Genomic DNA, 13,285 nt, shown 5'->3' with positions numbered 1-13,285 from the left:
GGGGCGCCCTTCGTCGGTGACTGCGCTTTAGCCGAACCGGCCAACACCATTGGCGTTGGCTTGCATGCTCATCACCAGCAAGGGTTTCAGCGAATCGGTGGCATCAACCCCCCGGGGTTTATTGAATGCCCGGAGGAGCTCCACCTGTGCGTGTTGGGCCATTCGGCGCAGCGGGAATCGTTCATCCACCGCCTGTTTGACCTGCAGTTCCTGGGGTGTTGTGCTATTGCCTTTGATGTGGTCAATCATGTTGCGGGTCAACTGGTGCTCGCTTTCAATGCGTTCAAAAACAGGCAGTGTGGATGGGTTCAGGTTAGCGTACTGTCGAGCCATACCAATGTCGCTTTTGTGCAAGGCCATATCGGTTCGATCCACAAAGTTTCTGAAAAAAGGCCATTTTTTGTACATGGTCTGGAGTTCCTGAAGTTTGCCTTTGTTCATCGTTCCATCCCAGGCGTTCAGGCTCACATGTTGAGCCAGTGCAGTCCCGGTGCCAAAATAGGCAGGCATCATGCTGCCGCTCTGATACCAGGCCGCTGTCCATGGAATGGCCCGCATTTGTGCCAAATATTCCTGATCATTCCCAGGCACCTTTCTGGACGCAGGGCGGCTACCTGCATTGGACAGTCCCATGTATTGAATGGGTGTGGTGGATTTGAAGAATTCAACCAGTTGCGGGTGCCCATACAGTGTCTTGTAATGGGCATTTGCCGTGCTGGCCAAACTGTCCATGATGGGCTGGTATTGTTGAACGCCGATGTCGCGGCCCTTGCTGGCCGCATTCAAGGTGCTGCCCAGCATGTCCATCAGGTTCGCCTCTGACAGCACCCGGTTACCAAATTTCAAAGGGACTTCTTCACCCTGCTCGGTTTGTCGCAAACCCATGGCTAAACTGTCACCGTTCAGATAGTCAATGTCCTGTTCGTAAGAGTGTCCCGAGCCGCGAGCCTCTGTACCTCCACGACCATGAAACACTTGCAACAGCAGTCCGTGTTCCTTCGCCAAGTCTGTGAGCGAGGCCACAGCCTTGTGAACAGCCCAGCTGGAAGCCAATGGGCCGTCCAGCCGATTGCTGTCTGAATAGCCCACCATGACATGCTGAACCTGCGGACTTGCTGGGTTGTTTGGGTCTGCTTGTGGCAGCTTTTGCACATACCAGGGAATATTCAGGACTTGGGCCAGCATGGGTTGTGCATTTTTAAGATCGTCCACCGTTTCAATCAGGGGCATCACATTCATGTGCATACCCTGTTGGCCGATCAACCCCGCTTCCTTCAGTAACAACATGACTTCCAACATATCGCTTGCGCTTTCAGAGTTCGCTGTAATGCAATTCTTGAGCGCACCCTGACCATAATCCTGTTGAATATTTTTGTAGGCCTGAATCAACGCCATTTCCGATTGAAATTCCGGACCTCCGGCGTTGGTCTTCAGTGGGCCATTCGTGGCATTTGTATTGTTCAACGTATTGAGCAACACATCGCAACGCGCTTCCTCCGGCAGGCTGATGTAGTCGTCGTGAACACCACGCTGCTTCAATATTTCGGCAACCGTTTTTTCATTCATCGAACTGTTTTGCCGTATGTCGGTGGTAGTGCCGAAAAACCCCATGGTTTTTATATCCTGTGACAGCCTCAGCAGCTTGGACTCCGCGCGACTTTGGTCTTCCAGGTCCAGTGCACTCAAGTTGATGTGTTGAAGTGCCTCTTCAAATTCCTGCGCATTGTTAAACGATGGGCTCTCCGGGTTGAAGCTTTCCGGATGGTTTAATCGGTGGTTGGTGTTTCGCAACTGTTGAACAAGTTTGTCCAAGTATTCACCCTGTCCTGCCGCTTTCAACAAGGTGCTCAAGCTGCTGGGTTTGATGTCGCCGTTTTCTAGCACCTTGCCTTCCAGTTTGTTGAGATAGAACTCGAAGGCCACTTCGCTGTATTGGCTGACCACTTTCACCAAATCTTCAGCGCGTATGGTTGGATTGCCATCTCGGTCGCCTGCAACCCAATTGCCCAGTTCAAACAAATTTTTGCGGGGTGCACTCAGGCCTTGTTCTTCCGCAGATCGATACAAAAACTTTTGAATCCTGTGACTGCTGCTGAGCAATTCTTTCACCATGGGCTGAAAGTGCTTGGCTTCTTGCTGAACAGTGGGCTTGGTTTCTCGGTGCCCTTGGCCAGCCCACACGGCCTTACAAAGTTCTTCAATATTTGAAGGGGACGCATCCATGGAGCCAACACGTTTGAGTGCCGATTGAAGTGCCTCGGGTTTGTTGAGGGACGTAGGGTGTCCCGTGATGACGGGACGCACCATCAATTGCTCCAGGCTACCCGTCGAGTTTGTTGTGGACTGGCTCTTGGCGTAACTGGACAGACCCAATTCCAAACGTTTTTGACCGTTCATGTTCAAGGCTTTGGTTTGTTGCTCTGCCACCAGCATCACCAGCAATTGGCTGTTCAGTGTTTTGAGGAAAAGCCCCATCACCTTGGGATTTCGCTCCAGTGCTTGCTGCAGGTGTGTCACGAAATCTTCAGGGACTTCTCCGGGCGATTTGCTCAGGTAATCCAGCAGTCTTTCAAGAAGCTCGCTCTCATTTGGGCTGAGATTGTTTCTGGCGTCTTTTGCCTCTGCCAAAGCCATCTTTTGGAAGTGTTGCAAACACTGTCGACTCCATGAAGTGCTGTGGTGTATTGAAGGGCTGGTCGATCTCGATCGGCTGTCGGCGGTCGACAGTTGTTCTGTGGGCATGTAACCCAACACATTGGATGAACTGGAAGAATTGATGGTGGATCCGGGCATTCTGTGCCTCCCTTGTCTGTTGTTGTTGAGGGGGCCTCAGCATAGGAGAACGGATGGTGCTTCACTCGGTAGAGGGGTGAGCGTACTTATTCTTCCTCCTTCGAGTGTCATTCATTTAGATTGGCGAAATACACTGTGCGTGTTGATCTCACGGAGTGAGCTTCTATATAAAAAAACGGCGTACTGTGTGTACGCCGTTTTCAGTTGGTTCTGCCTTTGTTCGGTTCTGATGTATGTTTTAAAAGGTGTCGGCTGGTACCCGCACCCAACCTTCCATCAGCACCCGTGCACTGCGGCTCATGATGGCCTTCTTCACCACCCATTGGCCATTTTCCTGCACCGCCTGTGCACCCACACGCAAGGTGCCACTGGGGTGACCAAAGCGCACGGCTTCACGTTCGGTGCCGCCCGCTGCCAGGTTCACCAGCGTTCCAGGCACAGCCGCTGCCGTGCCAATGGCCACTGCAGCGGTTCCCATCATGGCGTGGTGCAGTTTGCCCATGCTCATGGCGCGCACCAGCAAGTCGATGCCGCTGGCTTCAACCACTTTGCCGCTGGAACTGGTGTAGGTTTTGGGTGGCGCCACAAACGCCACTTTGGGTGTGTGTTGGCGTGTGGCGGCTTCATCCACATGCTTGATCAAACCCATTTTGACCGCACCGTGAGCGCGAATGGTCTCGAATTTCTTCAAGGCATCTGGGTCGCTGTTGATGTCGTCCTGCAATTCTGTGCCGGTGTAACCAATGGCCTCGGCGTTCACAAAAATGGTGGGAATGCCGGCATTGATCAGCGTGGCCTTGAGTGTTCCCACGCCGGGCACTTCAAGGTCGTCAATCAGGTTGCCGGTGGGGAACATGCTGCCGCCACCGTCGCCTTCACCTTCGTCGGCCGGGTCCAGAAATTCCAGTTGAACTTCAGCGGCGGGGAAGGTGACCCCATCCAGCTCGAAGTCGCCGGTTTCCTGCACCAAACCATCGGTGATGGGCACATGCGCAATGATGGTTTTGCCAATGTTGGCTTGCCAAATGCGCACTGTGCAGGTGCCATTTTGCGGCACACGCGCTGCGTCCACCAGCCCGCTGGCGACCGCGAAAGACCCCACCGCTGAAGACAGGTTGCCGCAATTGCCGCTCCAGTCCACAAAGGCTTTGTCGATGCTGACCTGGCCAAACAGATAGTCCACATCGTGATCGGGTTTGCTGCTTTTGCTCAAAATCACGGTTTTGCTGGTGGATGAGGTGGCCCCACCCATGCCGTCAATCTGCTTGCCGTAGGGGTCAGGGCTGCCAATCACGCGCAACAGCAGTTTGTCGCGCGCAGCACCCGGCTTTTGGCAGGCCTCCGGCAGGTCTTGCAAGCGAAAAAACACGCCTTTGCTGGTGCCGCCCCGCATGTAGGTGGCGGGCACTTTCAGTTGCTGGCTTGGTTTGTTGCTCATGCTTCAGCCCCTTCCAGAAAGTCTTGGGCAAAACGCTGCAACACGCCGCCAGCCTCGTAAATGGACACTTCCTCGGCCGTGTCCAAACGGCAGGTCACGGGGAACTCCACGCGCTCGCCGTTTTTGCGGGTCATGATGACCGTCAATGTGCCACGCGGCGTACGCTCGCCCACCACTTCAAACACCTCACTGCCTTCAATGCCGTAGGTGTGGCGTGTTTCACCCGCCTTGAATTCCAGGGGCAGGGTGCCCATGCCGATCAGGTTGGTGCGGTGAATGCGCTCAAAGCCTTCGGCAATAATCGCCTCCACACCCGCCAGGCGTACGCCTTTGGCGGCCCAGTCGCGGGAAGAACCCTGCCCGTAGTCCGCACCGGCGATGATGATCAGCGGTTGTGCACGGTCCATGTAGGTCTCAATGGCCTCCCACATGCGGGTCACTTTGCCGTCGGGTTCAATGCGCGCCAGCGAGCCTTTTTTCACCTTGCCGTCTGCATCGCGAACCATCTCGTTCAGCAGGGTGGGGTTGGCAAATGTGGCGCGCTGTGCGGTCAGGTGGTCGCCGCGGTGGGTGGCGTAGCTGTTGAAGTCTTCTTCAGGCAAGCCCATTTTGTGCAGGTATTCACCGGCCGCGCTGTTCATCAAAATTGCGTTCGATGGGCTGAGGTGGTCGGTGGTGATGTTGTCACCCAGCACCGCCAGCGGACGCATGTTTTTCAGTGTGCGCGGGCGGGCTGCCAAAGCACCCTGGCCTTCGGTGTCCCAGTAGGGTGGACGACGAATGTAGGTGGACTGTGGGCGCCAGTCGTACAGCGGGCTGGGGGCCTTCTCCACCGCACCCAAGTCGAACATCGGGATGTAGATCTGGCGGAACTGCTCAGGCTTCACATGCTTGTTCACAATCGCGTCGATTTCCTCGTCGCTTGGCCACAGGTCTTTCAGGCGAATCTCTTTGCCGTTGACCACGCCAAACACGTCTTGCTCAATGTCAAAGCGAACGGTGCCTGCAATGGCGTAAGCCACCACCAGCGGCGGGCTGGCCAGGAAGGCCTGCTTGGCGTAGGGGTGAATGCGGCCATCGAAGTTGCGGTTGCCACTTAGCACGGCGGTGGCGTACAAATCGCGGTCAATGATTTCCTGCTGAATCTTGGGGTCGAGCGCGCCGCTCATGCCGTTGCAGGTGGTGCAGGCAAAGGCCACAATGCCGAAGCCCAGCTTTTCCAGTTCGGTCAGCAGTCCCGCTTCTTTCAGGTACAACTCAGCCACTTTCGAACCCGGTGCAAACGAGCTTTTTACCCACTGCTTACGCACCAGGCCCAGTTCATTGGCTTTCTTGGCCAGCAAGCCAGCAGCCACCACGTTGCGTGGGTTGCTGGTGTTGGTGCAGCTGGTAATGGCCGCAATAATCACCGCGCCATCGGGCATCAGGCCTTGCTGTTCTTCGGCTTTCGCTTTGTCCAGGTTGACTGCAATACCGCGCTTGGCCAACTCGGTGGTGGGCATGTGCGCATGCGGGTTGGAAGGGCCCGCCATGCTGCGGGTGACCTTGCTCAAGTCAAACTTCAGCACGCGCTCGTATTCGGCCTTGGCCATGCCATCGGCCCACAGGCCAGTGTGCTTGGCAAACAGCTCCACCAATGCCACTTGCTCGGGCTCGCGGCCGGTCAGCTTCAGGTAGTCAATGGTTTGCTCGTCGATATAGAACATCGCAGCCGTGGCGCCGTATTCCGGTGTCATGTTGGAAATGGTGGCGCGGTCGCCAATGGTCAGGCTGCGTGCGCCTTCGCCATAAAACTCCACGTAGGCACCCACCACGCGTTCTTTGCGCAAAAAGGCAGTCAGTTCCAACACAATGTCAGTCGCGGTAATACCGGGCTGGCGCTTGCCCAAAAGCTCAACACCCACAATGTCGGGCAGGCGCATCATCGATGCACGGCCCAGCATCACGGTTTCGGCTTCCAAACCACCCACACCGACGGAGATCACGCCCAGCGCGTCCACATGCGGTGTGTGGCTATCGGTGCCCACACAGGTGTCGGGGAATGCGACACCCTCACGCACTTGCACCACGGGTGACATTTTTTCCAGGTTGATCTGGTGCATGATACCGTTGCCCGCTGGAATCACATCCACGTTTTCAAATGCGGTGCGGGTCCAGTTGATGAAGTGGAAACGGTCTTCGTTGCGGCGCTCTTCAATCTCGCGGTTTTTGCGGAATGCGTCGGGGTCAAAGCCACCACACTCCACGGCCAGTGAGTGGTCCACAATCAACTGCGTGGGCACCACGGGGTTGATCTTCGATGGGTCACCGCCTTCCTTGGCAATCGCATCGCGCAAGCCAGCCAAGTCCACCAGGGCGGTTTGGCCGAGAATGTCGTGACATACCACGCGGGCTGGGTACCAAGGAAAGTCCAAATCGCGCTTGCGGTAAATCAGTTGTTTCAGGCTGTCAGTCAGTGCTGAAGGCTCGCAGCGGCGCACCAGCTGTTCCGCCAAAATTTTACTGGTGTAAGGCAGACCGTCGTAAGCACCGGGTTGAATCGCTTCAACCGCCTCGCGGGTGTCATAAAAGTCCAGTTGCGTGCCGGGCAGTTTTTTTCTGAATTGGGTGTTCATGGTCATCACCAGCTCACTTGCGGTCTTTCAAAGGTACAAAGGCCTGGTCTTCGGGGCCAGTGTAGTTGGCGCTGGGGCGAATGATCTTGCCGTCAATGCGCTGCTCGATGATGTGAGCCGACCAGCCGGATGTGCGGGCAATCACAAACAGCGGTGTGAACATGTCGGTGGGCACGCCCATCATGTGATAGCTCACCGCGCTGAACCAGTCCAGGTTGGGGAACATCTTCTTGATTTCCCACATCACGCTTTCCAGGCGCTCGGCAATCTTGTACATCTTCATGTTGTTCTGTTCTTTGGACAGGTCTTCCGCCACCTTCTTGATGACCACGTTGCGGGGGTCGCTCACGGTGTACACGGGGTGGCCAAAACCAATCACCACTTCCTTGCGCTCCACACGGGCGCGAATGTCCGCTTCGGCTTCATCGGGGTTGTCGTAACGCTTCTGGATTTCAAACGCCACCTCGTTGGCACCACCATGCTTGGGGCCGCGCAGGGCACCAATGCCACCGCAAATGGCGGAATACATGTCGGAACCGGTACCGGCCACCACACGGCTGGTGAATGTGGACGCGTTGAATTCGTGTTCCGCGTACAGAATCAGTGAGGTGTGCATGGCGCGAACCCAGCTGTCGCGCGGCTTTTCGCCGTGCAGCAGGTGCAGGAAGTGACCACCAATCGAGTCATCGTCGGTTTCCACTTCAATGCGCTTGCCGTTGTAGGCAAAGTGGTACCAGTACAGCAGCATACTGCCCAGGCTGGCCATCAGCTTGTCGGCAATGTCGCGTGCGCCAGGGTGGTTGTGGTCTTCTTTCTCTGGCTTTACGCAACCCAGCACGCTCACGCCGGTGCGCATCACGTCCATGGGGTGGGAAGAGGGGGGCAGTTGCTCCAAGGCCACTTTCACGGCCGCTGGCAAACCACGCAGCGACTTCAATTTCGTTTTGTAGCTGGCCAGTTCAGCCACGGTGGGTAGCTTGCCATGCACCAACAGGTGGGCAATTTCTTCAAATTCACTGGTGGTGGCCAAGTCCAGAATGTCGTAGCCACGGTAGGCCAGGTCGTTACCCGTGCGGCCAACCGTGCACAGTGCGGTGTTGCCAGCGGCGGTGCCAGACAGGGCAACAGACTTCTTGGGCTTGAAGCCTGGTGTTGTGGTTTGTTCAGTCATCTCGATCTCCAGTTGTATTTGGTTGGGCTCATGGGGTGAGCGCCAATTCATGTGGGGTTATGAATTCGATGTTGATTTATTTCTTGCCTTGGGCAAACAGGGCATCCAGCTTTTGTTCAAAGTCGTGGTAACCAATCGCGTCGTACAGCTCCATGCGTGTTTGCATCAGGTCCAGCACATTCTTTTGCGTGCCATCCCGGCGCACAGCCTCATAAACCGACTGCGCAGCTTTGTTCATGGCCCGGAAAGCCGACAACGGGTACAACACAAGGCTCACGCCCACGCTCTTCAGTTCTTCAGTGGTAAACAGTGGTGTAGACCCAAATTCGGTGATGTTGGCGAGCACGGGCACTTTCACCGCTTCTACAAACTGTTTGTACATTTGCAGGTCAGTAATCGCTTCCGGGAAAATCATGTCGGCACCGGCCTCAACGCAGGCGCAGGCGCGGTCGATGGCCGACTGCAAACCTTCAACAGCCAAGGCGTCCGTGCGGGCCATGATGACAAACTCGTCGCTGCCCCGCGCGTCGGCGGCGGCGCGCACGCGGTCCACCATTTCTGCTTGGGTCACGATGGCTTTGCCTGGGCGGTGGCCGCAACGCTTGGCGCCCACCTGGTCTTCAATGTGCATGGCCGCTGCGCCGGCCTTGATCATGGCTTTTGTGGTGCGGGCAATGTTAAAGGCCGAGGCGCCAAAGCCGGTATCCACATCCACCAGCAGGGGTGTGTCGCACACATCGGTGATGCGGCGCACATCGGTCAGAACGTCGTCCAGCCCGGAAATACCCAGGTCGGGCAGGCCCAGCGAGCCGGCAGCAACACCGCCACCCGACAGGTAAATGGCCTTGAAACCGGCGCGTTTGGCCAGCAGGGCATGGTTGGCGTTGATGGCGCCAATCACTTGCAAAGGTTGTTCTTCTTGGACAGCTTGCCGAAAACGGGCGCCTGCAGATGCTTGAGTCATGGTCTTCTCCCAGTTGAGTCGAGCCTGTGGTGCAAGGGGTGTGCCAAGCCATGTTTATTAAGCAAGTGTTTGATATGCCTTGTTTTTATCTGAATTCGTTCTGTTGAGGGCAATTGTGTGTTTCAATAAGTGTGTCAAATGAAACATTATTGAAACGCAACCGTCGATTATGAAACCTCGAATTGTGGTGTTCAGCATCAGCGCCTTGGCAGGCACGCTGCGTGAAATCTCTCGGGATTACCTTCAGCAGGCCAGCATCGAACTGGTGTCCAAAGCCTATGAAGATGCCCTGGCCTATGCGCGCAACCGCTATTACACCGACACGGCCGATGTGTTTGTGGCGGCAGGCTCCAACGGTGCATTTTTGGCGAATCAGCTGGAGGCACCGCTGGTGGTCATTCGCACGGATGGTTTTGACCTGATGCAGGCGCTGGCTGTGGCTCGACGGACCTCTCCGGAGGTCGGTTTGGTGACCTATGAAACCGCATTCGATGAGTTGGCGCAGTTTTCCAGGGCATTTGACCTGCCCATTCCCACACGCACCTATCGTACCCCCGAGGATGCCCGACAATCCGTGCTGGAGTTGGCTCAGTTGGGCGTCAAAACCATTGTGGGCCCCGGCTTGGTGAACGAAATTGCGCAGGAATTGAAGTTAAACAGCGTCCTCATCTATTCCCGTCAGGGGGTGATGAAGGCATTTGATGAGGCCATTCGACTGGCCAGCGCCAAAGCAGGCGGGTCGCCCCGTGTGGCACGCCCATCTTATGTTCACCACACCGAGCTGGATATTCTCGGTGTCAGTCCAGCGGTCCAGCAGCTGCGAGCCACCATCCGCCTGTGCGGTACCGTGGATTTTGCAGTGCTGATTCAAGGCGAAACGGGCGTGGGCAAGGAGCTGGTTGCCCAATCCATTCACACCGCCAGCACCCGGGCCGGTAGGCCTTTTGTGGCCATCAACTGCGCATCGCTCACCGAGACCCTGTTGGAAAGTGAGTTGTTTGGTTACGAGGAAGGTGCATTTTCAGGGGCAGTGAAGGGTGGGCGTGCCGGCATGTTCGAAAGTGCGCAGGGGGGTACAGTGTTCCTGGATGAGATTGGGGACATGCCGCTGGCATTTCAAACGCGCCTGCTGCGTGTGCTGGAGGAAGGTCAAGTTCGTCGCATTGGGTCCAGCGTTGCGCGCAAGGTGGATTTCCGCTTGTTGGCCGCCAGCCATGTCGATTTGGTGCTGGCTGTGCAACAGGGGCGTTTTCGGGAAGACCTTTACTATCGACTGAATGAACTGCTGATTCAAATTCCGCCGCTGCGCCAGCGTCCTGAGGATATCGAATTGCTGGCGGGGCATTTCCTGAGGGCCACCCCGGTGCGAGTACCCAAGGTGCGCTTCGATGCGTTTCTCAACGTTGCATTGCCCGATTTGAAGCGCCTGACATGGCCAGGCAACATTCGCCAACTTAAAAATGTGTGCAAAAGAGCCGCCATCATGCTGGCGCAGGACCTTCGGCTGGAGACATGGAAAACCTGGTTTCCGGATGTTTTCAATGCAGGTGAATCGGGCTCAGGCAATGAGCCTCTAGCCCCGAGGGTTGAAGCCATGGATACGCCAGTCACCGATTGGTCTCGATTGGCCCTGGCTTATCAACAGGCATCCAAACCAGACAAACCGGCATTGGTGCAACAAGCCCTGGCCATGGCAGGCGGCGAGGTGCACACTGTGGTGAAACACTTGGGTATTTCAAGATCGACCGTGTGGCGAATGTCCAAACGCTAGCGCATGGCTTGGTGATACCATCCAATCGTGGCTTGTCGACGACTCATCCATGGGTAAGATTGCCGTGAAACTGTTGATGCAATGCTGTTTGGTTTTTCTGGCGGTTGGCTCGTGCTGGCAAGCCCATGCCGAGTCCCTGCGTTGCGTTGCAGGCAGCGTGTCGGAAGGCGATTCAAAGGCATCGGTGGTGTACAAGTGCGGGCAACCCACCCTGGCGGATACCACCTGCGCACCGGTTTATCTGCCCGGTTCTCCGTATCCCGTGTCACCAGCTTATGTGGGGTCGGTGGTGCCTTGTCAGCCTGTTGAAGAGTGGCTGTACGACCGTGGCACAGGCAACCTGCTGGCCACGGTTCGCTTCAAGGATGGGCGCGTGTTGTCCATTCGATATGGTCGTCAACCCGAATAGCGCAAACTGTTGCCCAGCCTTGGGTTGTGTATGCCTTATTGGGTTTGCCGATCGTGCTTCTGGCGATAGATGTCTTTGCTGGTTCTGTTTTGCATGCGTTCAATTCGGCGGTGTTCGGTTTTGGTCACTTTGCCATCCGACCCAGCTTTTGCCTCTGCCGCATCAATCTTCGACTCGCGTTTTTCAAGATGCGCCGCCTCCTTGGTGGTGAGTTGACCCGATTGAACGCCCTGTTCGATGCGTTCCTGTTGACGAACATCCCGACTCATGGGTGTTTGGGCGGCAGCAAGATTGGCGGTGAGTGCACCGGCAATCATCAGGGCTACAACAGCACTTGTTTTGGACAGTTTCATGGCACGACATTCCTCAAAAGTTTGTTTGGGTGTGGATGCGTCGACTCATCTGTGCGTTTAACGCAGCCCCTCTTGGGCTGGTGTACGCAGGGGGGCTCGGTGTGTGTTGTGGAATTCACGCTGGGGCGAATACTTCCAACTGTGTATACTCGTAAAGATCAAGTCCTGATGCGGGTTTTGAGTAAAACGGACGGTCAGCTTGAACGAACTTCCAGGGGGTGCTTTTGAGGGCACCATTCCTCACCTTTACGAAACTTTACTTTTTGCCGCACAGGCAAGAGTTGTTCGAGCGGAGCGTATGGTTTGATGATGAAACAACATTTTGAGTGTTTGGCAGAATATAACCAGTGGATGAACCGCAGCATCTACAGCACATGTGCGCAGTTACCGTTCAATGAATTGCAACTTGACCGCGGTGCATTTTTCAAATCGATCTGGGGCACATTAAATCACTTGGCAGTTGCAGACACGCTGTGGTTAAAACGACTAAGCCAGGCGTTTCCGCACTGGGCCGTGTTGTCCAGCATGCACCTTAGGCCATGGCCCACTGCGCTGGATGCACCGTTGTTTGTAAGTTTTGATGCACTGCTCCAGGAGCGAATAGCGTTGGACCAGTGTTTCATCGAACTCACGGCCGCGTTGACCGAAGCTGAATTGAATCAGCCCTTCATGTTCACAACCACGAAAGGTGTTCCCTTCAAGAAAAATCTGGGGGCTGTCCTGTTACACATGTTTAATCACCAAACTCACCATCGAGGTCAACTCACCACGTTGTTATCGCAGATGGCTATCGACTTTGGTGCCACCGATTTGTTGTTGCTGGTTCCCAATCTGGAGTCTTGATGTCATATCTTCCAGTCCGACTGCAACCCGGCGATGATTTGCGCAAATTTCTTGAGCAATTGTCGCGTTCTTTTCCGACACAGTCCGGATTCGTTGTGTCTGGCATCGGTAGCCTGTCCAACGCGTCCATTCGCTTGGCAGATCAATCTGCCGAAACCCTTATTCAAGGCCCTCTCGAGCTGGTGTCCATCTCCGGTAGTTTGTCGCAGGGCGGGGCGCATATTCACCTGTCCGTGGCCGATGCATCCGGACAAGTGAAGGGCGGGCATCTTGGGTATGGTACGCTCGTGCGCACGACGGCTGAAATTCTGTTGACGTCGCTGGATGCGTGGACGCTGGTTCGTGAAATGGATGAAGTCACTGGATTCAAAGAGTTGGTGGTTCGCCCAGCCTTCCAGCGTTGACCGATCGACATGAGGTACTGATGAAAAATGTTGTAAGCCTGGTGGTTTGGCTGGCTGTTACCTTGGGGGTCGGTGCACTGGGGGCTGTTGCATCGGTTAACGCTGCAAGCTTCTATGCCAATCTGGTTCGCCCTGAATGGTCGCCACCGGGCTGGCTCTTTGGGCCTGTCTGGACCGCACTGTACATCCTCATGGGCATATCAGTCTGGTTGGTGTGGAAACAGTCTCCCTCAGCCCGTCGCACTGGTGCACTGGAGTGGTTTGTTGCGCAGTTGCTGGTCAATGGCCTGTGGTCGTGGTTGTTCTTCGCGTGGAATTTGGGCTTGTGGGCCTTTGTTGATGTCGTGCTGTTGCTGGTGCTGATTGCATGCACGGTGCGGGCCTTCTGGCCACTGAATAAATTGGCGACCATCCTGCTGCTGCCTTATTTGGCCTGGGTTGGTTTTGCCAGCATCTTGACTTGGTCTGTTTGGCGGGCGAACCCCGGTGTATTGGGGTGACCGCTTGACCCGAGCCGATGGTGT

The 13,285-nt window shown here is 55.7% G+C and carries 11 protein-coding genes; 5 read left to right on the top strand and 6 right to left on the bottom strand.

What is annotated here, in order from left to right; all coding sequences use genetic code 11:
• Positions 1-27: 27 nt before the first annotated feature.
• The 5 genes from VGE55_RS09915 to prpB all read right to left on the bottom strand — a co-directional run bounded on the left by VGE55_RS09915 (position 28) and on the right by prpB (position 8,981).
• On the bottom strand, positions 28-2,793 hold the full coding sequence (locus tag VGE55_RS09915) for a phosphoenolpyruvate carboxylase (protein WP_331131520.1): 2,766 nt from the start codon (positions 2,791-2,793) through the stop codon (positions 28-30).
• A gap of 238 nt (positions 2,794-3,031) precedes the next feature.
• The gene (gene prpF / locus VGE55_RS09910; RefSeq protein ID WP_331131519.1) at positions 3,032-4,231 is read right to left on the bottom strand and encodes a 2-methylaconitate cis-trans isomerase PrpF; all 1,200 of its coding nucleotides are present in this window, start codon (positions 4,229-4,231) and stop codon (positions 3,032-3,034) included.
• Positions 4,228-6,846, bottom strand: coding sequence for a Fe/S-dependent 2-methylisocitrate dehydratase AcnD (gene acnD / locus VGE55_RS09905; protein WP_331131518.1), 2,619 nt, complete (start codon positions 6,844-6,846; stop codon positions 4,228-4,230). The genes prpF and acnD overlap by 4 nt, the downstream gene beginning before the upstream one ends.
• Positions 6,847-6,859: 13 nt before the next feature.
• The gene (gene prpC, locus VGE55_RS09900; RefSeq protein WP_331131517.1) at positions 6,860-8,017 is read right to left on the bottom strand and encodes a bifunctional 2-methylcitrate synthase/citrate synthase; all 1,158 of its coding nucleotides are present in this window, start codon (positions 8,015-8,017) and stop codon (positions 6,860-6,862) included.
• Positions 8,018-8,093: 76 nt separating this feature from the next.
• Positions 8,094-8,981, bottom strand: coding sequence for a methylisocitrate lyase (prpB, locus tag VGE55_RS09895; protein WP_331131516.1), 888 nt, complete (start codon positions 8,979-8,981; stop codon positions 8,094-8,096).
• 169 nt (positions 8,982-9,150) lie between these two features.
• Between prpB and prpR the strand changes: the two genes are divergently transcribed.
• Both prpR and VGE55_RS09885 read left to right on the top strand, forming a co-directional pair.
• Entirely contained in the window at positions 9,151-10,752 is a 1,602-nt protein-coding gene (prpR, locus tag VGE55_RS09890; RefSeq protein WP_331131515.1) for a propionate catabolism operon regulatory protein PrpR, read from the top strand.
• Positions 10,753-10,801: 49 nt separating this feature from the next.
• Complete coding sequence (locus tag VGE55_RS09885) at positions 10,802-11,161, top strand: DUF2845 domain-containing protein (protein WP_331131514.1); 360 nt, start codon at positions 10,802-10,804, stop codon at positions 11,159-11,161.
• A 35-nt stretch (positions 11,162-11,196) separates the two neighbouring features.
• On the opposite strand, the gene VGE55_RS09880 is transcribed toward VGE55_RS09885, so the two are convergent.
• Positions 11,197-11,514: a hypothetical protein gene (locus VGE55_RS09880; protein ID WP_331131513.1), complete on the bottom strand. Its 318-nt coding sequence runs from the start codon at positions 11,512-11,514 to the stop codon at positions 11,197-11,199.
• A gap of 306 nt (positions 11,515-11,820) precedes the next feature.
• Between VGE55_RS09880 and VGE55_RS09875 the strand changes: the two genes are divergently transcribed.
• From VGE55_RS09875 to VGE55_RS09865, 3 genes are read left to right on the top strand one after another with little or no spacing between them, the layout of a single operon-like run.
• Positions 11,821-12,357 carry a DinB family protein gene (locus tag VGE55_RS09875; protein WP_331131512.1) on the top strand — a complete coding sequence of 179 codons (537 nt, stop codon included), beginning with the start codon at positions 11,821-11,823 and terminating at the stop codon, positions 12,355-12,357.
• Positions 12,357-12,761, top strand: coding sequence for a PPC domain-containing DNA-binding protein (locus tag VGE55_RS09870; RefSeq protein ID WP_331131511.1), 405 nt, complete (start codon positions 12,357-12,359; stop codon positions 12,759-12,761). The genes VGE55_RS09875 and VGE55_RS09870 overlap by 1 nt, the downstream gene beginning before the upstream one ends.
• 20 nt (positions 12,762-12,781) lie before the next feature.
• Positions 12,782-13,261 carry a TspO/MBR family protein gene (locus tag VGE55_RS09865; RefSeq protein ID WP_331131510.1) on the top strand — a complete coding sequence of 160 codons (480 nt, stop codon included), beginning with the start codon at positions 12,782-12,784 and terminating at the stop codon, positions 13,259-13,261.
• Positions 13,262-13,285: the final 24 nt, after the last annotated feature.

This window comes from Limnobacter sp. (assembly GCF_036405155.1).
In the GTDB taxonomy this organism is placed as follows: Bacteria; Pseudomonadota; Gammaproteobacteria; order Burkholderiales; family Burkholderiaceae_B; genus Limnobacter.
Note: the sequence above shows the minus strand (reverse complement) of the source record. Positions and strands in the feature narration are given on the sequence as shown.

Bases quoted from the DNA above. Each gene is read 5' to 3' on its own strand.
- VGE55_RS09915 (WP_331131520.1), bottom strand. From the start codon at position 2,793: ATGCCCGGATCCACCATCAATTCTTCCAGTTCATCCAATGTGTTGGGT.
- prpF (WP_331131519.1), bottom strand. From the start codon at position 4,231: ATGAGCAACAAACCAAGCCAGCAACTGAAAGTGCCCGCCACCTACATG.
- acnD (WP_331131518.1), bottom strand. From the start codon at position 6,846: ATGAACACCCAATTCAGAAAAAAACTGCCCGGCACGCAACTGGACTTT.
- prpC (WP_331131517.1), bottom strand. From the start codon at position 8,017: ATGACTGAACAAACCACAACACCAGGCTTCAAGCCCAAGAAGTCTGTT.
- prpB (WP_331131516.1), bottom strand. From the start codon at position 8,981: ATGACTCAAGCATCTGCAGGCGCCCGTTTTCGGCAAGCTGTCCAAGAA.
- prpR (WP_331131515.1), top strand. From the start codon at position 9,151: ATGAAACCTCGAATTGTGGTGTTCAGCATCAGCGCCTTGGCAGGCACG.
- VGE55_RS09885 (WP_331131514.1), top strand. From the start codon at position 10,802: ATGGGTAAGATTGCCGTGAAACTGTTGATGCAATGCTGTTTGGTTTTT.
- VGE55_RS09880 (WP_331131513.1), bottom strand. From the start codon at position 11,514: ATGAAACTGTCCAAAACAAGTGCTGTTGTAGCCCTGATGATTGCCGGT.
- VGE55_RS09875 (WP_331131512.1), top strand. From the start codon at position 11,821: ATGATGAAACAACATTTTGAGTGTTTGGCAGAATATAACCAGTGGATG.
- VGE55_RS09870 (WP_331131511.1), top strand. From the start codon at position 12,357: ATGTCATATCTTCCAGTCCGACTGCAACCCGGCGATGATTTGCGCAAA.
- VGE55_RS09865 (WP_331131510.1), top strand. From the start codon at position 12,782: ATGAAAAATGTTGTAAGCCTGGTGGTTTGGCTGGCTGTTACCTTGGGG.